Annotated in this window: 16 protein-coding genes; 8 read left to right on the forward strand and 8 right to left on the reverse strand. The window is 34.0% G+C overall.

The features are described from left to right. The first annotated feature begins 68 nt into the window (after positions 1-68). Entirely contained in the window at positions 69-2,366 is a 2,298-nt protein-coding gene (locus tag GGR32_RS02660; RefSeq protein ID WP_183476099.1) for a M20/M25/M40 family metallo-hydrolase, read from the forward strand. Further along, complete coding sequence (locus GGR32_RS02665) at positions 2,363-3,157, forward strand: Rossmann-fold NAD(P)-binding domain-containing protein (protein WP_183476101.1); 795 nt, start codon at positions 2,363-2,365, stop codon at positions 3,155-3,157. The genes GGR32_RS02660 and GGR32_RS02665 overlap by 4 nt, the downstream gene beginning before the upstream one ends. A gap of 60 nt (positions 3,158-3,217) precedes the next feature. Here GGR32_RS02665 and aspS read toward each other — a convergent pair whose 3' ends face one another. The 4 genes from aspS to GGR32_RS02685 all read right to left on the reverse strand — a co-directional run bounded on the left by aspS (position 3,218) and on the right by GGR32_RS02685 (position 8,287). Beyond that, positions 3,218-4,972 carry an aspartate--tRNA ligase gene (gene aspS, locus GGR32_RS02670; protein WP_183476103.1) on the reverse strand — a complete coding sequence of 585 codons (1,755 nt, stop codon included), beginning with the start codon at positions 4,970-4,972 and terminating at the stop codon, positions 3,218-3,220. A gap of 141 nt (positions 4,973-5,113) precedes the next feature. Continuing rightward, complete coding sequence (locus GGR32_RS02675; protein ID WP_183476105.1) at positions 5,114-5,353, reverse strand: virulence RhuM family protein; 240 nt, start codon at positions 5,351-5,353, stop codon at positions 5,114-5,116. A gap of 261 nt (positions 5,354-5,614) precedes the next feature. After that, positions 5,615-7,366, reverse strand: coding sequence for a restriction endonuclease (locus tag GGR32_RS02680; protein ID WP_183476106.1), 1,752 nt, complete (start codon positions 7,364-7,366; stop codon positions 5,615-5,617). A 222-nt stretch (positions 7,367-7,588) separates the two neighbouring features. Next, positions 7,589-8,287, reverse strand: coding sequence for a hypothetical protein (locus GGR32_RS02685; RefSeq protein WP_183476109.1), 699 nt, complete (start codon positions 8,285-8,287; stop codon positions 7,589-7,591). 592 nt (positions 8,288-8,879) lie between these two features. On the opposite strand from GGR32_RS02685, the gene GGR32_RS02690 reads away from it, so the two are divergent. Together GGR32_RS02690 and GGR32_RS02695 are read left to right on the forward strand one after the other, a co-directional pair. Continuing rightward, complete coding sequence (locus tag GGR32_RS02690) at positions 8,880-9,233, forward strand: toxin-antitoxin system YwqK family antitoxin (protein WP_183476111.1); 354 nt, start codon at positions 8,880-8,882, stop codon at positions 9,231-9,233. Between the two features lie 160 nt (positions 9,234-9,393). After that, positions 9,394-11,301 (forward strand): S9 family peptidase, encoded by a 1,908-nt coding sequence (locus tag GGR32_RS02695; protein WP_183476112.1) that lies wholly within the window; start codon positions 9,394-9,396, stop codon positions 11,299-11,301. 67 nt (positions 11,302-11,368) lie between these two features. On the opposite strand, the gene GGR32_RS02700 is transcribed toward GGR32_RS02695, so the two are convergent. Then, positions 11,369-12,268: a S66 peptidase family protein gene (locus GGR32_RS02700; protein WP_183476114.1), complete on the reverse strand. Its 900-nt coding sequence runs from the start codon at positions 12,266-12,268 to the stop codon at positions 11,369-11,371. 104 nt (positions 12,269-12,372) lie between these two features. Continuing rightward, a complete protein-coding gene (locus GGR32_RS02705) occupies positions 12,373-12,933 on the reverse strand; it encodes a hypothetical protein (protein WP_183476116.1) in 561 nt (186 codons plus the stop codon). Between the two features lie 434 nt (positions 12,934-13,367). Here GGR32_RS02705 and metG point away from each other — a divergent pair, with 434 nt between their 5' ends. The 3 genes from metG to GGR32_RS02720 all read left to right on the forward strand — a co-directional run bounded on the left by metG (position 13,368) and on the right by GGR32_RS02720 (position 17,221). Beyond that, the gene (gene metG / locus GGR32_RS02710; protein WP_183476118.1) at positions 13,368-15,425 is read left to right on the forward strand and encodes a methionine--tRNA ligase; all 2,058 of its coding nucleotides are present in this window, start codon (positions 13,368-13,370) and stop codon (positions 15,423-15,425) included. A 72-nt stretch (positions 15,426-15,497) separates the two neighbouring features. After that, the gene (locus GGR32_RS02715; protein WP_183476120.1) at positions 15,498-16,400 is read left to right on the forward strand and encodes a histone deacetylase family protein; all 903 of its coding nucleotides are present in this window, start codon (positions 15,498-15,500) and stop codon (positions 16,398-16,400) included. A 50-nt stretch (positions 16,401-16,450) separates the two neighbouring features. Continuing rightward, positions 16,451-17,221 carry an amidohydrolase gene (locus GGR32_RS02720; RefSeq protein ID WP_183476122.1) on the forward strand — a complete coding sequence of 257 codons (771 nt, stop codon included), beginning with the start codon at positions 16,451-16,453 and terminating at the stop codon, positions 17,219-17,221. Here GGR32_RS02720 and GGR32_RS02725 read toward each other — a convergent pair. Next, positions 17,208-18,824 carry an Ig-like domain-containing domain gene (locus GGR32_RS02725; RefSeq protein ID WP_246415161.1) on the reverse strand — a complete coding sequence of 539 codons (1,617 nt, stop codon included), beginning with the start codon at positions 18,822-18,824 and terminating at the stop codon, positions 17,208-17,210. The two genes, GGR32_RS02720 and GGR32_RS02725, sit on opposite strands and share 14 nt — an antisense overlap. Positions 18,825-18,866: 42 nt before the next feature. Further along, positions 18,867-19,547 (reverse strand): ComF family protein, encoded by a 681-nt coding sequence (locus GGR32_RS02730; RefSeq protein WP_183476125.1) that lies wholly within the window; start codon positions 19,545-19,547, stop codon positions 18,867-18,869. A 48-nt stretch (positions 19,548-19,595) separates the two neighbouring features. Here GGR32_RS02730 and GGR32_RS02735 point away from each other — a divergent pair, with 48 nt between their 5' ends. Continuing rightward, positions 19,596-20,465: a hypothetical protein gene (locus GGR32_RS02735; RefSeq protein WP_183476126.1), complete on the forward strand. Its 870-nt coding sequence runs from the start codon at positions 19,596-19,598 to the stop codon at positions 20,463-20,465. Positions 20,466-20,514: the final 49 nt, after the last annotated feature.

Here is a 20,514-nt window from a genome sequence, read left to right on the forward strand (position 1 = left end):
GTACAAAAACAGTTTGATAGCCAAAGTATTTAAATTTTGGCTATCTTTAACCAACCTAACTTTTCCAGATGCGAACTTTTACCAAATTTTTAATTTTTATAGCTTTAGGCACATTAATCTACCTTAGTTTTTCTACGCTAACTCCAACTAAAAATTATTACGGCAGTGATAAAGCTGAAAACTTTTCGTTAACCAGAGCGCTACAACATGTAAAAAAAGTTGCTCAAGAACCTCATAGCATAGGAACCGAAGCACATAGCAAAGTGCGTAATTATTTAGTACAAGAATTACAAAAATTAGATTTAGAAGTACATACACAAAAAGCATACAATTTAAATGCCAGTGGAATATTTACGGCTCCGCAAAACATCATTGCAAAAATACCTGGCACCAATCCTTCTAGCAATAATGATTTATTAGTTTTAACCCATTATGATAGTGCTGTACATTCCTCTTACGGGGCTAGCGATGCCGCTTCTGGATTGGCCGTAATTCTGGAAGGAATTAGAACCTTAAAAGTTCAACAAAAAAACTTTAAAAATAACATTATAATCTGTTTTTCTGACGCTGAAGAAATCGGCTTAAATGGAGCTGAAATTTTTGTAAAAAAACATCCTTGGGCAGAAAACATCGGACTGGTGATAAATTTTGAAGCCCGAGGAAGCGGCGGTCCATCAAATACAATTATCGAAACCAACACCGGAAACGCAAAACTCGTAGAAGCTTTCCAAAATGCAGATATTCCCTATCCGTTAGCTACCTCATTAATGTATAGCGTTTATAAAGTTTTGCCCAACTCCACCGATGCCACCGTTTTTAGAGAAAACAAAAACATTCCTAGTTTTTTCTTTGCTTTTATAGACGACCACTACGACTATCATACTGCCAACGATACTTACGAACGCTTAGACCGAAAATCGCTAGCGCATCAAGCTAGTTATTTTTTACACATGATTCCTTATTTTGCAAATACCGATTTAAAAAGCCTAACAACTAAAGAAGATTATGTTTATTTTAATTTCCCTATTGCTCATTTTGTAAAATATCCGTTTAGCTACATAACCCCTATGGTTTTCTTAGCTTGGATAGGCTTTATAGGGTTGATCATCTATGGTTTTCGTAAAAACAAATTATCTGTAAGAGGAATTGGAAAAGGATTTTTAAATTTTGGTTTAGCCTTGCTTACGCTTGTATTTGTTGGGGTTTTTGGATGGAAATTAATGTTGCTATTAAATCCTGAATATGTAGAAAATTTACAAGGTTTCACTTCCAATGGTCATGCCTATATCGCGATGTTTGTTTGTTTAAGCATTGCCATTATCTTTTTTATTTACCGAAAAAAATTTAAAAACCCCACAGATAGGAATTCTTACTTTATAACTCCTTTATTTTTATGGTTGCTTATTAACACTGGGATTGCTATTTATTTTAAAGGTGCAGCGTATTTTATAATTCCTGTTTTTTTCGCCCTTTTTTCACTATGGATTTTATTTCGTCAAAAACAACCTAATCCATGGTTACTTTTACTGTTAGGCATTCCTGCTATATTTATTTTTAGTCCTTTAATTCAGTTTTTTCCAATTGCTTTAGGTTTAAAAATGTTAAGCATTACCACCCTGCTTTGTTTACTTCTATTTGGGTTATTATGGCCTATTTTCGCCAACTATAACAAAAAACATTTTATTAGTTTTATGGCATTAATGGCCTGTGGTTTCTTTTTTATTAAGGCTCAAACAAAAGCTTCTTTTTCAGAAGAAAATCAGAAACCTAACAGCCTTGTTTATCTTGCAGATATCAATAAAACAAAAGCATATTGGTGTAGCTACGACCAGATTTTAGATACTTACACCAAACGTTTTCTTACAGAAGAAAGCTTAATGCAAAATACAGACAACCGTGTTTTTCATAGTAAATATAATTCTGGTTTTACTTTTGCGCAACCAACAGAATATATCAATATTCCCAAAGCTTATATTGAAATAAAAAGCGACGTTGACTCTATAAACAAAGGCTATACAAACTATAGGCTTAAAATTCTTCCTAAAAGAAATATTAACCGCATGGAGTTGCTTTTAGACCGCAACGACACCTTAACTAAGGTAAAAGCTAACGGAGAAACACAAAAGCAACTTCCCGCAAAAGCATATAAAAGTTTTCTTACTTACTATGCTGTTGATAAAGACACGTTGAACCTTTCTTTTTCTCTTAAAAACAATAAACCCGCTAAATTGAGTATTTATGAAGCTAGCAACGACTTACTCGATAACCCTTGGGTACATGTTCCGCCTAGAAATAAAGACATGATGCCAAAACCTTTTGTTTTAAACGATGCCATTATCACAAAACAAGAAATAGCTTTACCATGAAAACAGTGAGCATTTTAGGCTGTGGTTGGCTAGGCATAGCTTTAGGAAAAAAGCTAAGTGAACGTTTTTATGTAAAAGGAAGCACTACGCAAATAGAAAATTTTAATACGCTAGAAAAAAGTGGTATTACACCTTTTTGCTTAAATGTATTACCTCATGAAATTAAAGGGAATTCTGCTTCTTTTTTTAAAGAAACAGATGTGCTTTTTATTTGCTTACCTCCTGGAAAACAAGAAATAGCCGACTACCCTAAAAAGATAAAAACCATTATCAAAACAAGTAAAGCTTTTAATATCCCCAAACTTATATTTACAAGCTCTACGCGTGTTTTTTTAGACACCGATTTAATTCCTACTTATACAGAAAATGATGTTCCTAATGCAACAGGTAACCGCGCAAAACATATAATAGCTGCTGAAAATTTAATCTTAAACGAAAAAGGATTTGTTGTTAGGTTTGGCGGACTGTTAGGAACCGACAGGCATCCCGTACATTTTCTGTCGGGAAAAACACAGATAACAAAGCCTAACGCTCCTGTAAACCTCATCCAACAACAGGATTGTGTACGTTTACTTACACAGCTATTAAGCTACACAGGAAAACAACAGGTTTTTCATGGTGTAGCAAATAACCATCCCACCCGAAAGGATTTTTACACACAAGCTGCTCTTCAGAAAAAATTAAACTTACCACAGTTTATAAAAACAGAAATCACTGCTCAAGGTAAAATAATTAATGCTTCGCTTACCGAAAAAATTCTTGATTTATCTTTTATCAACCTAACGCCTTAATATAAAACATAAAAAAAGCTGCTTCGGTGATGAAGCAGCTTTTTACAATTTATATTATTTTTACGAGGTATGTGTTATGGCTAGGTGTAACTCTTGGAGTTGTGTTTGGTCTATTGCAGCAGGCGCATCTATCATTACATCTCTTCCTGCATTATTTTTAGGGAAAGCTATAAAATCTCTAATAGATTCTTGTCCGCCAAGTATAGCTACCAATCTATCTAATCCAAAGGCTAATCCTCCATGTGGTGGTGCTCCGTATTGGAAAGCATCCATTAAGAAACCAAATTGTTCTTGTGCTTCCTCTGGGGTAAAGCCTAAATGCTCAAACATCATGGCTTGGGTAGCTTTATCATGGATACGGATAGAACCTCCGCCAATTTCATTTCCGTTAAGCACTAAATCGTAAGCATTTGCTTTTACCGCTCCAGGATTGCTATTAAGCAACGGAATGTCTTCTTTTTTTGGTGCCGTAAATGGATGGTGCATAGCGTGGTAACGTTGTGTTTCTTCGTCCCATTCAAGCAGTGGGAAATCGATAACCCATAGCGGAGCAAACTCGTTGGCTTTACGTAAACCGAGTCTTTCTGCCATTTCCATACGTAAAGCACTAAGTTGTGCTCTTACTTTATTGGTTTCTCCAGAAAGGATACAAATTAAATCGCCAGGTTTTGCTTGTGTTTTTTCTGCCCATTGTTTTAAATCGTCTTGCGTATAAAACTTATCTACAGAAGATTTTAAGCTGCCATCGTCATTATATTTCGCATAAACCATTCCTAAAGCACCTACTTGCGGACGTTTAACCCAATCAATTAATTTGTCTATTTCTTTTCGGCTATAGTTGGCAGCGCCAGGTACGGCAATACCTACTACGAGTTCGGCTTCGTTAAAAACTTTAAAATCTTTATGTTGTGTTACTTCGTTAAGCTCTCCAAACTCCATCCCAAAACGAATGTCGGGTTTGTCGTTTCCGTATTTTTTCATGGCTTCGTCGTAGGTAATGCGCGGAAATTTTTCAACCTCTACTTGATTGATTTCTTTTAGCAAGTGTCGTGTAAGCCCTTCAAAGGTGTTTAGAATATCTTCTTGCTCTACAAATGCCATTTCGCAATCTATTTGTGTAAACTCAGGCTGTCTGTCTGCGCGTAAATCTTCATCTCTAAAGCATTTTACAATCTGGAAGTACTTATCCATTCCGCCAACCATAAGTAGCTGTTTAAAGGTTTGTGGCGATTGTGGTAAGGCGTAAAATTGCCCTTCATTCATTCGGCTAGGAACAACAAAATCTCTAGCGCCTTCTGGAGTAGATTTTATTAAATAAGGCGTTTCTACCTCTACAAAATTATCATTGGTAAGGTAATTGCGTACCGCCATACTTACTTTATGTCTGAAAATAAGTTTCTCTTTTACAGGGTTCCGACGAATATCTAAATAACGATATTTCATTCGTAATTCCTCTCCGCCATCCGTGTTGTTTTCTATGGTAAACGGCGGTGTTTTTGCGGTATTTAAAATTTCTAATTTAGTTACTAAAATTTCTATTTCCCCAGTAGGGATATTAGGATTTTTAGATTCTCGTTCTATAACGGTTCCAGTTATTTGGATTACATACTCACGGGCTAAGCTTTTTGCTTTTTCGATCACCTTAGCATCGGTGCGTTCTTCATCAAAAATCAATTGGGTAATTCCGTAGCGATCACGGAGGTCTACCCAAATCATAAAGCCTTTATCTCTTACTTTCTGAACCCATCCTGCTAGTGTTACTTCTTGGTTGAGCTTAGTAGCGTTTAACTCGCCATTTGTATGCGTTCTGTACATGGTGTTTTTTTATGAAAATTTCAGCAAAAATAATAATTACTAGGCACTTTAGGATAAAAGCGGGATATAATTAATTTTTAGGTTTTGTATATTTAATGACTTGTGTTAGGGTTACTAGCTTAGCCTTTTATATCATTCCTGTTAATCGTTCCCATCTTGGGCAGTTGTCATGTAATTCTTTACAACTGATTTTTTATTTAACTCATTGTCATTTAATATGTTTGAGATGTGTTGACTGATATTTTGTTTAGAGGTGTCAAAAAGTTCAGCTAATTGATTTTGATTCATCCAAACCTGACCATCTTTGGCATATAAAGCTACAGATGCTTTTCCGTCTGCCATATTGTAAATAATTAAATTTTGTTCGTGTTTTTGTTCCATAACAACAATAATTTAACTCGTGAATGATTCTGATATAATTAATTTTAGGTTTTTGCGACTAATTGCATCCAGCGTTTTTGTGTAAGATTAGTTGCGGATTTACAAGCACTAATTTTTCGGTTTAGTACATGCCTTTTTTATATTTCATATCTCAAGTGTATAAATTTAAAATATCACTCTGAATTTATGTGGGGTTAAAGTACTTTCTTTCAAAAATATGGGTATGCCTACTTATTAAATTATTTTTGAAATGATAAATGACTATTCCTTTTGTTTTAATATGTTTTTTGCTTCTTTAATATCGATTCTTGATTTATGCCCATGCTTTTCTAAAAGGTATAACAAGTTAGCTCCGTTCATAAGGGTTAAGGGTTTGTTTTTTGAAAAATTATAGGCATCAGGACCATAATCGGCTGTAGTAACCAGAATCCCTTTAGTCGCACCTTCGTTTAAAACTGTACCATACAAATCCCTCACAGCAGAAACCCCTACTGTATTTGTATATCTTTTTGCTTGAATTACAATTTTCCCTCCTCTTATTGGATCAGGGTCAAATGCGATAGCATCGACACCTCCATCTCTACTGGCTTGGGTCACTTTAACTTCACCTCCATTATTACTAAATTCTTTTTCAAACAATTCCCTTATTAAATGTTCAAAATCTTCCCAAGGCATTGCTGCAAGATTTTCTCCTTCTGCATCTATGGCGACATCATACGATTCTGTAAATCTTTTGTCTGATTTTTCAATTTGTATAATTGGTTGAATAGAGACTAGAGCATTTAGTTTACTACTTCCAATTCCTTTCAAGTTTTTAAAACAAGCTTTAGGATCAATTTGTGATAAGTCTATTTCTTCAAATTCTTTTTTATCAGTCTTTAATGAAACAATACAATTGTTAACAGGCTTTCCTGTTGCTTTGTTTATTGAATTAACCCAACCATTAAACACAACGGAATTTATAGCGCTTGCTGTGTCTGCTTCAAATAATTCGTGTATAGTTCTTAACGTTATTTTATAAATAACCTCATCATAGATTTTTCTCTTTTTTGCTTCTGTAATATAATATTTTTTTAATTCATCTTTTGTAGTTATATATTTTACTTCTTTTAAAGTTGGCATATCCTCTAAAGTCGGAAGCATATATTCAACAATGATTATCCCGTTTTCTGGATTATACTCTAGCTCAAAATCTTTTGGGAAATATTCAGGATAAGTAGAGTTGTTTAATACTATTTCACAATAATGTAAAATAGCTTGCTTATCTTTGTTTAGGTAAATTTTTTTAAGCTTATCTATTTTTATGTTAGCTTCTTTTTGTTCAATATAAAATTCTTCCTTATTCTTTTTCCATTTTTCTTCAAGCTTGTTATATTTTTCGTTTATTCTTTTAATTTGAGTATTGTACCATTCAATTTCATTATCAAATTTCTCGTCTATTTTTTCGCATTTAGATTGCCAATTAATTAGGGCTTCCTGAAAAGCTCTGTTTGCAGTTTCCTTTTTTTTTCGTTTTTTAGATGAAATTATCCAATCTAGTAATCTTAATTTTGGTTTAAATTGGTTTGAATATGGTTTTTCGGGTTTAGGAGTATGTACTGGTATAGGTAAGTTATTTAACTCTTCATTTATATGTTTTTTAGGGTTAGGTTCTTGAAATTTTGATTTATCCTTGAGTGTAGACCAATCTATTGTATCATCAATTTTAAGTGTGTGTGTTAAAATATTATCTAAATTTTCAAGAACTTTTTGAGCCTCTAACGTCTCTTCATTAGCAACAGCTTTATTATTTGATCGTTTCAGGTCTTTTAGTCTTTTTGCTTCTTGTCTCTCCCATTGATTGTCCCAAGTTTTAAATTGCGAGTTAATTTTATTTCGTAAAATATAGGAATCAGTATCTTTTAATACTCTAAATTTACTTAGTCCTAGGTGTTGAATTTCAGCAACATACTTTATGTCGTTGCTTCGGGTATATTCTTGCCTTGTTATTATAGAATGTAATTCGTATTTCATAGTTTTTATTTCCTATATTTTTAGTAAGGTTTATTGTTTTTTCTACCTCTAAATCTAGCCGTTTTATAGTTTAGAGTTCTTTTAAACATTTTAAGCTTTGTAATTAGAGTTTACAATTTTGTTAAATCTCAAAACAAAAACCTTTAAAAAGGCTATTTATGTATTGTTTTCTATAATTAATAACCTGTGTAAGGGTACTAGTGTTTTTGCGTAGTACTTTTTTTAATTTTTCATTTCCGATATTAATTGTCTTGTTGCATTTCGCACGAATTCAATTAATTTATCTTCTTCAACAGCTTCGTAAGTTTGTGTTTTCATTTCATCAAGTTCACGTTTTGTAGGACGCTTTGTTGGTCCATAATTACAACCATTTACACATGGGACGTAATTAAACTTATAAATTCCAGCAAACTCGTTAGTATTTATCATAATTACTTTAAACTCAATTGTTGCTCCATAATAGTTTTTATTAGCCAACATTGTAGATGTTTTTTCACGACCATTATTATCATAATACTTATTCGTTTTGTAAACAATACTTCTGTCTAAATTTGTCAATTCAATAATTAAATCTGTATCAGACTTTTGCTGTAAGTTTTTATAATTTTTATTATTGTCAGAATTAGTTAAAATCTTATCGAATAATTGTCGGTCTCTAACAATAAAGCCGCTTTTTAATAATTCACTTTCAATTGTGTTGAATAAATAATTATTTTGTTCTCTTTCTGTTACGTTATCGGTAATTAATCTTGAGTTTGTACGTAAAACTATTTTCGGATTTGGATTAGTTGAAAGATATTTTTTTAAGGATGGCGTTGTAGTAATTTCGTCGTTTTTTGGACTAAACTTTATAGTTTTAACTGTGTTGCAAGAAGCTAATAAAAGTGTAATTCCAATTCCTATAAGTATTCTTTTTTTCATTTTTATGGTTGGTTTTTTCTTGTGTTTTGGATAATTTCTATATATCTTCAAATATATACAACTATTTATGTTAAAACAAAAGGGAATAAAAACCCTTAAAAAATAGGCTAAAAATACTTCTGTTAGGGAGCTCTGTTTTTGTTGCTTTTTATAGCTTATAAATAAGTCATTTTTACACCATAATTAAACCATAGCTAAACTAAAATCAGCCCATTTTTTAGTGGACAATTTGTGGTCTCACCCTAGACTAGGTGTGGACTAGGTGTGGACTAGGTATGGCTTTGATAGGGGAAAAACATGACTAAAACTAAAGACTGGTTTTTCTTAAAATAATGGTATAAATAACGCGTAGATTTTATTATCGTTACAGGCTTGTTTTCTTTTAAAAAACAAGGCTCTTTTCGGCTGTTTTTTTAATCATTTTTATGTCAAGACAAAATGAAGAATTAATTAGCTACATTAAAGAGCTAATAAAAACTATAATGCATTGATAAATAGTTATTTATAAACCTAATGTTAATTTAATGTTACGTAAATGTTGATTTAATGTAAATATTAATTATATTTGTGATATATAAAAAAAATAGTTGATATGAAGAAGATCATGTTTGTATTTGCATTGCTAAGCGTAGCCTTAGTAACTGCACAAGAAAATAAGCCTGTTTTTGAAGAACAAGGAGGTTATGTAAAAGGTACATTTTTTTACGATAATGGAAATGTTTTACAAGAAGGAACTTATAAAGATGGGAAGTTAGACGGAAAATGGGTAATGTATGATGTGCAAGGAAACAAAAAAGCCATGGGCTTTTATCGTGCAGGTCAGAAAGTAGGAAAATGGTTTTTTTGGGAAGAAAAAGCTTTAACCGAAATAGATTATACCGATAACCAGATAGCCGCTGTGCTTTCATGGAAAAACGCAGAACCGGTTATTGTAAGTAAACAATGATAATTAGTTGAAAAGTGTTTATTTGTTATGTTATTGTTGCCCCTCGAAATTCGAGGGGTAATTTTTTGTGTAAAATGTTAACTACGTATAGAAATAAGAATATTTCAAGACAATTTGTATTTTTGAAACTTTACCCAGCTTAACGCTAAAATCCAAGCAAATGAGAAAAACAGTTTTATTATTAAGTATTTTATTAAGTGTGCAGTTTATGCAAAGCCAAGAAAAAATGTCGCCAGAGCTACTTTGGAGCCTCAATAGATTAGGCGTAATAGGTGTTGATGAAAACAAAGAAAACCTATATTACAAGCTTACAACCCCAAATGTAGAAGAAAATACATTTGATAAAACCTATTATCAACTTTCCTTAAAAAAAGGAAAACTACAGAAAATAGAAGAAAAAGCAGTAAAGGTTGTCGATAAAAATATTTCGCCTAACGGAGCATTTAAACTTTTCCATAAAGATGTTCAACTAGAAAATATTTTAAGTAAAGATATTTATAAAAACCTTTCAAAATCTGATGCTTATGTTTTTACAGATTTAGATAACCGCCATTGGGATAGCTGGAACACCGGAGCCTTTAGTCATGTTTTTTACAAGAAAACAAACGCTAAAGATGATGCCGGAATAGACATTATGCCTAACGAGCCTTATTACACGCCTCAAAAACCTTTTGGTGGCGATGAAGATTATATTTGGAGTCCAGATAGTGAAAGCATCTATTATGTAAGTAAAAAGCTAAAAGGTGCAGCTTACGCAACAAGCACCAATACCGATATTTATAAATACGACCTTAAAACAAAGCAAACCACCAACATTACAGCAGATAATAAAGGTTATGATGTAAGTCCTGCATTTTCGGCTAACGGAAAATTAGCTTGGTTACAAATGCAAACCGATGGCTATGAAAGCGATAAAAATGATATTATTGTTTTAGAAAACGGTATTAAACAAAACTTAACCGCAAATTGGGACGGGACGGTATTTAGTTTTTTATGGAAAGAAGATGGTAACGGACTCTATTTTACCGCTCCGGTAGATGGAACCATCCAACTGTTTGAGGTAAATCACCCAGGGAGAACGCGTATGATGCCTGTTGTAACGCAATTATCTGAAGGGGTATTTGATATTACAAAAATTATTGCAGAAGTTGACGGGAAGCTTATTGTAACCCGTACCGATATGAACCATGCTGCCGATATTTATAGCTTTGATGTTAAAAAGAAAAAATTTACACAGCTTACTCAAGTAAACAAAAAAGTTTACAATAAGCTAGACATGCCAAAAATAGAAAAACGCTATGTAACCACTACAGATGGGAAAGAAATGTTAGTCTGGGTTATTTTGCCTCCTAATTTTGATGCCACTAAAAAGTACCCAACATTATTATATACACAGGGCGGACCTCAATCGCCACTTTCTCAATTCTATTCCTTCCGTTGGAATTTTCAATTAATGGCATCTCAAGGATATGTTGTAGTAGCACCTAACCGCCGAGGAATGCCAGGTCATGGAGTGGCTTGGAATGAAGAAATAAGCAAAGATTGGGGCGGGCAAGTAATGGACGATTACCTTTCGGCTATCGATGAACTTGCAAAAGAACCTTATGTAGATAATAACAGATTGGCAGCTGTGGGAGCTAGTTTTGGAGGATACTCGGTGTTTTATCTTGCCGGAATCCACGAAAAACGTTTTAAAACTTTTATCTCTCACGATGGGGTTTTTGATTTGCGAACCATGTATGGAACTACCGAGGAGGTGTTTTTTATGAATCATGATATAGGAGGAAATTACTGGGACAAAACAAATAAAGCGGCACAAAAGGCCTATACCGAGTTTAACCCTATAAATTATGTGCAAAATTGGGACACCCCAATGTTTGTAATACAAGGAGGTAAAGATTTTAGAGTGCCAATAGAGCAAGGTCTAAGTGCTTTTCAGGCGGCTAAACTTAGAGGATTAAAAGCAAAATTATTGTATTTGCCAGAAGAAAATCACTGGGTGTTACAACCACAAAACGGACTGGTTTGGCAACATGAGTTTTTTAAATGGCTAAAAGAAACATTGTAAACTGTTACCGTGTTGAATAAAAAAGACTGCTTGCAAGCAGTCTTTTTTATATAGCTACGGGCTAGAATTAACAATAAGTAAGCCTACTTTGCTTGCTTGTAACCTTAAGTGTAGCTTCTGTTCCCAATATAAGTGCTTGGTTGTCCCAAATATGCCCTGCAGGGAAATTAAACGCTACCGGAAAGCTGTATTCGCTAATGCTCGATAAGATAATTTCTGTAGCAGTTTTTCCAAACGGAATTGTATTGTCGTTCATATCCGTCATCCCGCCAACAATTAAACCCGCCAAATTTTCTAGCATTCCATTTCTTTTTAGGTTTTGCATCATTCGGTCAATATGGTAAAGGTATTCATCTAGGTCTTCTAAGAAGAGTATTTTTCCTTTTGTATTTACGGCAGAATTGCTTCCGCATAATGAATATAAAACAGATAGGTTGCCACCAATAAGTGTTCCTTTGGCAGTTCCTATTTTATTGAATGCAGCATAGGGAAAGTTATAATGGGGTTTTTCTCCAAAAAGAATGTCTTTTAATGTTTCTCTGCTAGCTTTAGATTTGGTTTCTACATCTATACACATTTGTGCGTGTAAACTGGCAATACCTTGTAGGTGTAAATGTGCATGTAAGGCAGTAACATCGCTATACCCAATAATCCATTTAGGGGCTTGTTGCAAAGCAGAAAAATCTACTAAATCTAATATTCTAACGCTGCCATAACCGCCTTTAGCACACCAAATGGCTTTAATTTCTGGATTGTTTAATTGTTGTTGAAGATCTTTTGCTCGTTCTTTATCACTTCCAGCAAATTGATTTTCCGTTAGACCAATACTGCTGCCTATTACAGGGGTTAATTCCCATTTTTTTAATACAGCAATAGCGGGTGCTAAATCTATAGCGTTAACTTTTCTAGCAGTCGAAATGATGGCTACTTGGTCTCCTTTTTTTAATTTTTGCGGGAGTATATTCATGAGTTTTATTTGATGTAAAAATAAAAAATCCTCATTTTAAAATGAGGATTTTTAAAGGTTTTAACCTAAGGTATTCTTGTAGGTTATAACATTTTTTATTAAAATTACTTACGTAATTTATTTGACGAGAAAGCCACAGGCTCGTCATTTTCATCAAAATAAAATGTTTTTCCTTTATAGTAACCAGAAAACTCTTTTCCTCCTGCAATACCTTTAAAGCTTACTTCAAAAGTATTGGCGTCTATAATGTTAAGTTCTCCACTTGTTATCATATTTCCGTTTTCTGTTTCTTCATTTGTATTATTATAGTTTATAACAATAGATGAGAACTCAGAGAAAGTACCTGCTTGCTCGGTATCACTAAAAGTGTATTTTCCTTTTTTAAGGTCTTTACTATCACTAAAAGTTTCAAAATAAATCATAGAGAAAATATCATCTGTAGGGTTTTGACCTGCTGCATCTGTGCTAGATGTTATAATAGAGATATCGTGGTTGTGAATGCCTTCTCGCTCGCCAAAATAATCAACGCCAGCTGTTTTTAGCGTATAGGTTTTTCCGTCAAAGGTAAGTTGGTTGGCTTTTGAGCTATTATCATCATCGCTACTGCAAGAGAATAAAAACACACTAAGGCATAAAGCAAAAGAAAATTTTAGTAAATTTTTCATAAAATATAAGGTTTAGAATTTGACCGCAAATATAATAAAAGCGGTTAAAAAACAAACTATTTGTTAAAATATTAGTGCTTTGCTAATTGTGTTAGGGTTTCGTTCGTAAAAAACACATTTTCTTTATAATGTCCAGTAAATTATTTTCCTCCAGCAGTACCTTTAAAGCTTATTTTAAAAGTGCTATTGTTGAGCATGTTAAGTTCTCTGTTTTTTTATATCAAGGTGATTTCCACTATTTTATTACCCCTTAGAAGGTGGTTACAAAACTTATTGTTATTCTTTTCAAAGGCTCTGTGTTCTTTTAGTTTTAGTTATTCCTGTTGTTTAAATTTCGTTAATTTTAAAATTTGACAAAACAGAAAACCAAAATAGCTACAAATAGAAAAAAATCGACTTGCTTTTTTTACCTTTACCCTTTTAAAATTTAAGATATGAGTACACCAAAACGTTATACCATTACCGCAGCATTACCTTATACCAACGGGCCTATTCACATTGGGCATTTAGCAGGCGTATATGTTCCTGCCGATATTTATACCCGCTACTTAAGGCAAATGGGAAAAGATGTTGTTTTTGTTTGCGGAAGTGACGAGCATGGTGTGCCAATCACCATAAAAGCAAAGAAAGAAGGTGTTACACCACAAGATATTGTAAATAAATACGACGGGATTATCCGTGAATCTTTTAAAGATTTTGGGATTTCTTTTGATAATTATTCGAGAACCTCGCGCGAAATCCATCATAAAACCGCTTCAGATTTCTTTGAAAAACTATATGAAGAAGGGAAATTTATAGAAGAAGTTACCGAGCAACTTTACGATGAAGAAGCAAAACAATTTCTAGCCGATAGGTTTGTCATAGGAACTTGCCCAAAATGTGGTTCGGAAGAAAGTTACGGAGACCAATGCGAAAAGTGTGGAACATCACATAATGCAACAGATTTAATCAACCCAAAGTCAACTATTTCTGGGGCTACTCCTATTTTAAAAGAAACAAAACACTGGTTTTTACCTTTAGACCAGTATGAAACCTGGTTGAAAGAATGGATTGTAAAAGGGCATAAAAAAGATTGGAAAACCAATGTATATGGGCAATGTAAATCATGGATAGACGATGGTTTGCGTCCAAGAGCGGTAACACGCGATTTAGATTGGGGAATTCCTGTACCCGTAAAAGGTGCCGAGGGGAAGGTATTGTACGTGTGGTTTGATGCGCCTATCGGATACATTTCGGCAACAAAAGAATGGGCAGCAACAACTAATAAAGATTGGAAAACCTATTGGCAAGATGAAAACACTAAACTTGTGCATTTTATCGGGAAAGATAACATTGTATTTCACTGCATTATTTTTCCATCCATGTTAAAGGCACATGGCGATTATATTTTACCAGATAATGTGCCTGCCAATGAGTTTTTAAATTTAGAAGGAAGAAAATTATCTACTTCTAAAAATTGGGCAGTTTGGCTGCATGAATATTTAGCCGATTTTCCAGGAAAAGAAGATGTATTGCGTTATGTACTTACGGCAAATGCTCCCGAAACAAAAGATAACGATTTTACTTGGAAAGATTTTCAACAACGTAATAATAGCGAGCTGGTAGCCATTTTAGGGAATTTTATAAACCGAGTGGTTGTATTAACCAATAAATATTACGACGGTAAAGTACCACAACCAGCAAGCTTAACCTCTATTGATGAAGAAACATTGGCTGAGTTAAAGGCTTATCCTGCTGTAATTTCAAGTGCAATAGAGAAGTATCGTTTTAGAGAAGCACAAGCAGAAATGATGAATGTAGCTAGGCTAGGAAATAAATATTTGGCCGACGAAGAACCTTGGAAAACTTTTAAAACCGATAAAGAGCGTACCCAAACCGTAATGTATGTTGCCTTGCAAATTGCTTCGGCATTGGTAACTTTAACAGAACCTTTTTTACCTTTTACATCGGTAAAATTAAAAAACATGCTTAACTTAAAAGAGAACTGTTCTTGGGAAAAACTCGTTTCTACCGATGTATTGCTGCCTGCAAACCACCAAATAGGAAAAGCAGAATTGCTGTTTGCAAAGATAGAAGATACCGAAATCCAACACCAATTAGATAAATTGGAAGCTACCAAAAAAGCAAATGAGGCAGCTACAAAAGCCGTAGAGCCGCAAAAAGACTTTATTACGTTCGATGATTTTTCTAAGATAGATTTACGCGTAGGAACCATTATCGAAGCCGAAAAAATGCCAAAAGCAAAAAAACTTTTAGTGCTAAAAGTAGATACAGGTATAGATACACGTACAATTGTTTCGGGTATAGCAGAGCATTTTAGCCCTGAAGAGATTATAGGAAAAAAAGTGAGTGTAGTAGTCAATTTAAAGCCTATAAAATTAAGAGGCACTTTAAGTGAAGGCATGATTTTAATGACAGAAAATGCCGAAGGGAAACTAGTGTTTGTAAACCCAGACGAAAAAGGTGTAGCTAGCGGTACTACAATTGCATAGGTGCTAATAGGTTGTGTGTAGCCTACCAGCTGGTCTTAATAATAAACACAACCCATTGATTGAAGTAATGCGATGTTGAAAATTGCCTTTCACCCCTTGTATGTTTTGCCCTTGTTGGAAAAACACCGTTTCCCGATGGAAAAATATGAGTTGTTACCACAACAACTCATCTATGAAGGCACCTGTATATCGGATAATTTTTTTAAACCCGATTTACCTAACGATAAGCATATTGTTGCCCTTCATGACCTTGATTATTATTATAGTTTTTTAAACCTAACACTAGACCAAAAAGCGGTAAGGCGTATAGGTTTTCCGCTTTCAGAAGTATTGGTGGAACGAGAGCGATTGCTAGTACAAGGCACTATACAAGCAGCATTATATGCCTTAACTTATGGTGTAGCTATGAATATTGCAGGAGGTACACACCATGCTTATTCCGACAGGGGGGAAGGCTTTTGCATGCTGAATGACCAAGCCATTGCCGCTAATTATTTACGAACAGAGAAGTTGGCAAAACAAATTCTTATTATCGATTTAGATGTGCATCAAGGCAATGGGACGGCTGAAATCTGTAAAAATATTCCTGAAATTTTTACATTTTCAATGCATTGTGAGCGTAATTATCCATTTCAGAAAGAAAAATCGGATTTAGATATTGGGCTTCCCGAACATACCAACGATACCGATTATTTAACTATTCTAGAAGATACATTAGATAATTTGTTTCTGGAGCTTAAACCCGATTTTGTGTTTTATCAAGCAGGAGTAGATGTGTTAGCAACCGATAAATTAGGTAAATTAAATCTGAGTTTGTTAGGGTGTAAACAGCGTGATAATATTGTTTTTACAAAATGCAAAGCACAGCAAGTACCTGTGGTTTGTTGTATGGGCGGTGGTTATTCAGAAAACATTAATCATATCTTAGAGGCACACGCAAATACGTATAGGTTGGTACAAGAGATTTACTTCTAGGTTTTTTATTCGTTTAAAAACCTGTATCTTCCTAAAAAGATAAATTAGGTATGGAAAGTTTAAAAGTAAGCATTGTTCAGACTTCAATTTACTGGGAAGATCCACAGGCAAATTTAGCGATGTTAACAAAGAAAATAGAGGAGCTTCCGCAAACAAATCTTATTGTTTTGCCAGAAATGTTTACCACGGGCTTTAGCATGAATGCCGAAAAATATGCAGAGCAGCCTTCGGGAAATGGTTTTAAATGGATGCAACAACAAGCCAAACAAACCAAGGCGGCGATTGTTGGTAGCATAATGGTTAAGGAAGACGAAAACTACTATAACAGACTGTATTTTGTATATCCTAACGGAGATTTTATCACCTACAATAAGAGGCATTTATTTAGTTATGCAGGAGAAGATACGTTGTTTACCGCAGGGCAGGAACAATGTGTAATAGATTATTTAGGGTGGAAATTTTGTTTGCAAATTTGTTATGACTTACGTTTCCCGATATGGAGCCGAAACACGCAAGGATATGATGTGTTGTTGTATGTAGCAAGTTGGCCAGCAAAAAGGATAAAAGCTTGGGATAGTCTATTGCCAGCAAGAGCCATAGAAAATATGGCGTATGTAATAGGCGTAAACCGAGTGGGGGTTGATGGAAAAGGATATGTACACAACGGTCATTCTGTGGTTTATAACTGCTTAGGAGAGGCAATGCTCCCCATTACAGATATCGAACAATTAACTACGTTAAGTTTAACAAAAACCCACTTGGCAGAAACCCGTAAAAAGTTTCCTTTTCTTAATGATGCCGATAAGTTTACGGTAATGTAAGTGTTTCCGTATAATCCCAATTTGCTCTAATTTCTATAGGCTTTTTAAATATAAAGCTTTCTTCGGGCTGTTGCTTTTTTAAGAAATTTCCTGTATCCCAAACGCCGTTTTGGTTAGCGTCATAAATTACACGGATGTAATATGTGCTTGGGTTTATGTTTATAAAATCAAATTGGTTTCCATCGGTTTGGGTGTGGTATATTTCTTTTTGTACTTCATCTTTTGCATTTAGAAGTTGTAAGATTACCGGGAAGCTTTTTACATTCGTTAAATTGATGTATAAATTTCCGTAATCGGTATAAGCTTTGGTAGAAAGCCTAAAATTTAGCGTATCGTTGCTATGGGCATACATATCGGTAAAAGCTCCAGGGAGTGCTGTGATGCTATATTTTTGATTTTCTTCTTTTTCAAAATCTATGGTGTAGGCATTATATTTTTTATCGTAAACAAGTGTAAACGGAACGTTGGTTGAATCTGTTTTTTCGATAGAAATTTTACCTGCGTCTGCTTTTTCAAATGGAATATTTGCCGAAAGTTGGAAAGCTTCATCAAAATTAATATTGCCTTTGTGCGAAGTCTCAAATTGCAAGGAGTCTTTTTCTAGCGCTCTTAATTTGGTTACTAAGGTATCTTGGTAGTTTTGTTTTTTAATGAAGAAAACAAGGCTATCGGTTTTTATTTCTGGGGTAAACCAAAAATGTAAACTGTCGGTTTTTTTATCCTGAAAAATTCTATAAGAAAAATCATTAGGGGTATTGCTAAGCGTAGCTATTTCTAGGTTTTCAGGCGAACCTTCGTATCCGAAAATAATATGTTGTAAGCTTTCCTGCTTAGGGCGGAAAGCTTTAAACTCTAGTTTTTCTTTGAATAAACGCAAGGAGAAACTTTTATCGGTAGGAATTGTGATAAGCTCGTTATGGAAACCTATTTTATCTTGTTTGGGGTCGTAAGTATAATTATCGTTTTTATCTAATAGAGCAATAAGCTGGTATTTGCCTGCTTTTAGGTTGCTTAGTTCAAAGTTGTTGGTGCTGTCTTTGGTGTAAGATATGTACGTGGGCGGGGTTGTATAGACCAGTGAGTCGGTATAGTTTTCATCTGCTTCGTAAAGCAGTACAGAGACGTATTCTTCCGTTTCTCTTTTAAAAGCATCTTGTAAGCTTCCTTTTACTTCAAGCGAATCTACATAATTGCCTGTTGAGAAAACATATTTAAAAAACGGGTAGGGGTTTCCTTCGTTATTATCGGTAATGCTTTTACCAAAATTAATGCTATAGGTAGTGTTTTCTTTTAGGCTGTCGTTAAGAATAATTCGGATGTATTTATTTGCACTTCCTAATGGAGTTATGGCAGGCTTTTTTGTCATGGGGGGCGAAATAATAATTTGCCGTTGCGGATTATCTAGTTTTATATATTCGTTAAAATAGATACGAATTTCCTCTTTATTAAAATGGGTGCTGTAATTTTCTGGCAAAGCCTTAACAAACACGGGAGGGATTGTATCTTTTGGCCCACCTTCGGGCATTCCTCTTTTTGCACAGCGAACACTAGCACTTATTACAAGTAAACCGATTATTCCGTATAGAAAACGTTTTAGCATCATCCAAAAAAACTTTTATGCAAAGAAACAATTATTTTTAGTTAGTTACACAGTTAATGCCATACTAGCCACACTTAATTTGCTATTTTTGGCAGTTTTTAAAATTTTTCCGCAATTTTCTATGGTGGTGCCTGTGGTAATAATATCATCTACAAGAAGAATGTGTTTGCCTTGTAAATCTCGTATGTTTTTTAAATAGAAAGTGGCTTTATTTAACTCGGCTCTTCCCAAACGATTTTTAAAAACCTGTGTTCGTGAAGGTGTTTTTTTTACAAGATGTTGGGTTAAATAAGGAATATTGAATGTTTGTGCAATGCTTTTTCCGAAACCATCTACTTGATTATAACCTCGCTTTTTACGTTTTTTACGGTGTAAAGGCACGGGGATAATCGCGTCGATTTCTGTTATCCATTTTTGTTGTTTTAGATAAAAACAAGTCCATTTACCAAGGTAGTCACTAATTTCCTCTCTTCCTTTATATTTTAATTGGTGAAGTATTTTTTGTACATTCCCTTTCTTGGAGAAATATAATAAAGCAAAAGAATTTTCTATAGGTAGCCTACCCGAAAATACTTTTTTTATCATATTTTCGTTCTGTTGATGCATATTGGTAACAGGCATTTGGTGTTTACAAGTAACACAGAGAATACGTTCAGAGCGAGCCAATGTTTGTTGACAACAAGCACAAATACGGGGAAAGAATAAGGAAAATAAATCGGTTAACATACCTGTTTTTTTGATGACTATAAGTTACTCAAAAAAAATAACAATGCTATGACAGAAAAAAAGGCACAAAAAATATTAAGGATACTGATATTTGTTTTACTAGCTTCCTTATTGATTTTAGCTTTCTTCACATACAATTTTTACGACACTTCTGTTGTGAAAAATAAAGAGTTGAACCTACAACGGCAAGCACTTACAAAGGAATTAACGGCTTTAAAGAACAACTATAAAACGCTAGCAGAACAAAATACAAGCTTAAAGGAAGAGCTGAAAAATAAAGAGCAACAGGTAAAAAAAATAATAGACTCGCTTAACGGAGCTAAACTTAATCAGAGATTTTTTCAGCAATACCAATTTAAAGCCTCATTGTATTTACGAGAGAAACAAAAGTTAGCTTTACAAGTAGATAGTTTACTTCAAGAAAATAAAAGCCTGAAAACCGAAGTGCAAACGGTAGAGAATACAATACAAGCAAAAGCACGTATTGCAGACTCTTTGCGTATAGTGAATAAAAAATTACTGCAAAAAATAAACGAAACGCCAACCTTGCAGCTTATTGGTTTTGAACAAAAACTATTAAAAGCTGTTTCGGGAGATAAAACTACGTTAAAAGCCAAAAAAGTTAAACAGATAGAACTGTGCTTTCATGTAATTAGGAGTCCGTTTTATGAAGTAGCACAAGAAAAAATTTATATTCAAATTATCAACCCTAGCGGGAATGTTATCGGGGAGGTAGGTACCACAAAAATAAACAATCAAGTATTGCGGTATTCTTTCCATGAAACCATAAACATCTTAAAAATAGATGAGCAGCAATGTGTAGCGTTGCCCATAGAAGGCTTAACCCCAGGAACGTATTTTGTAAATATTTTTTCTAAAAACCAATTGCTTAAATCAACAAGTTTTACCTTAAACTAATAGCTTAGTATAATTTTTAGGCTTTAAGGAGCGTTTAATTACTTGTTTA

It is taken from the genome of Mesonia hippocampi (genome assembly GCF_014197445.1).
Taxonomy (GTDB): Bacteria; Bacteroidota; Bacteroidia; order Flavobacteriales; family Flavobacteriaceae; genus Mesonia; species Mesonia hippocampi.

Coding starts and splice junctions, on each gene's coding strand:
- GGR32_RS02660 (WP_183476099.1), top strand. CDS start 69: ATGCGAACTTTTACCAAATTTTTAATTTTTATAGCTTTAGGCACATTA.
- GGR32_RS02665 (WP_183476101.1), top strand. CDS start 2,363: ATGAAAACAGTGAGCATTTTAGGCTGTGGTTGGCTAGGCATAGCTTTA.
- aspS (WP_183476103.1), bottom strand. CDS start 4,972: ATGTACAGAACGCATACAAATGGCGAGTTAAACGCTACTAAGCTCAAC.
- GGR32_RS02675 (WP_183476105.1), bottom strand. CDS start 5,353: ATGGAACAAAAACACGAACAAAATTTAATTATTTACAATATGGCAGAC.
- GGR32_RS02680 (WP_183476106.1), bottom strand. CDS start 7,366: ATGAAATACGAATTACATTCTATAATAACAAGGCAAGAATATACCCGA.
- GGR32_RS02685 (WP_183476109.1), bottom strand. CDS start 8,287: ATGAAAAAAAGAATACTTATAGGAATTGGAATTACACTTTTATTAGCT.
- GGR32_RS02690 (WP_183476111.1), top strand. CDS start 8,880: ATGAAGAAGATCATGTTTGTATTTGCATTGCTAAGCGTAGCCTTAGTA.
- GGR32_RS02695 (WP_183476112.1), top strand. CDS start 9,394: ATGAGAAAAACAGTTTTATTATTAAGTATTTTATTAAGTGTGCAGTTT.
- GGR32_RS02700 (WP_183476114.1), bottom strand. CDS start 12,268: ATGAATATACTCCCGCAAAAATTAAAAAAAGGAGACCAAGTAGCCATC.
- GGR32_RS02705 (WP_183476116.1), bottom strand. CDS start 12,933: ATGAAAAATTTACTAAAATTTTCTTTTGCTTTATGCCTTAGTGTGTTT.
- metG (WP_183476118.1), top strand. CDS start 13,368: ATGAGTACACCAAAACGTTATACCATTACCGCAGCATTACCTTATACC.
- GGR32_RS02715 (WP_183476120.1), top strand. CDS start 15,498: ATGTTGAAAATTGCCTTTCACCCCTTGTATGTTTTGCCCTTGTTGGAA.
- GGR32_RS02720 (WP_183476122.1), top strand. CDS start 16,451: ATGGAAAGTTTAAAAGTAAGCATTGTTCAGACTTCAATTTACTGGGAA.
- GGR32_RS02725 (WP_246415161.1), bottom strand. CDS start 18,824: ATGATGCTAAAACGTTTTCTATACGGAATAATCGGTTTACTTGTAATA.
- GGR32_RS02730 (WP_183476125.1), bottom strand. CDS start 19,547: ATGTTAACCGATTTATTTTCCTTATTCTTTCCCCGTATTTGTGCTTGT.
- GGR32_RS02735 (WP_183476126.1), top strand. CDS start 19,596: ATGACAGAAAAAAAGGCACAAAAAATATTAAGGATACTGATATTTGTT.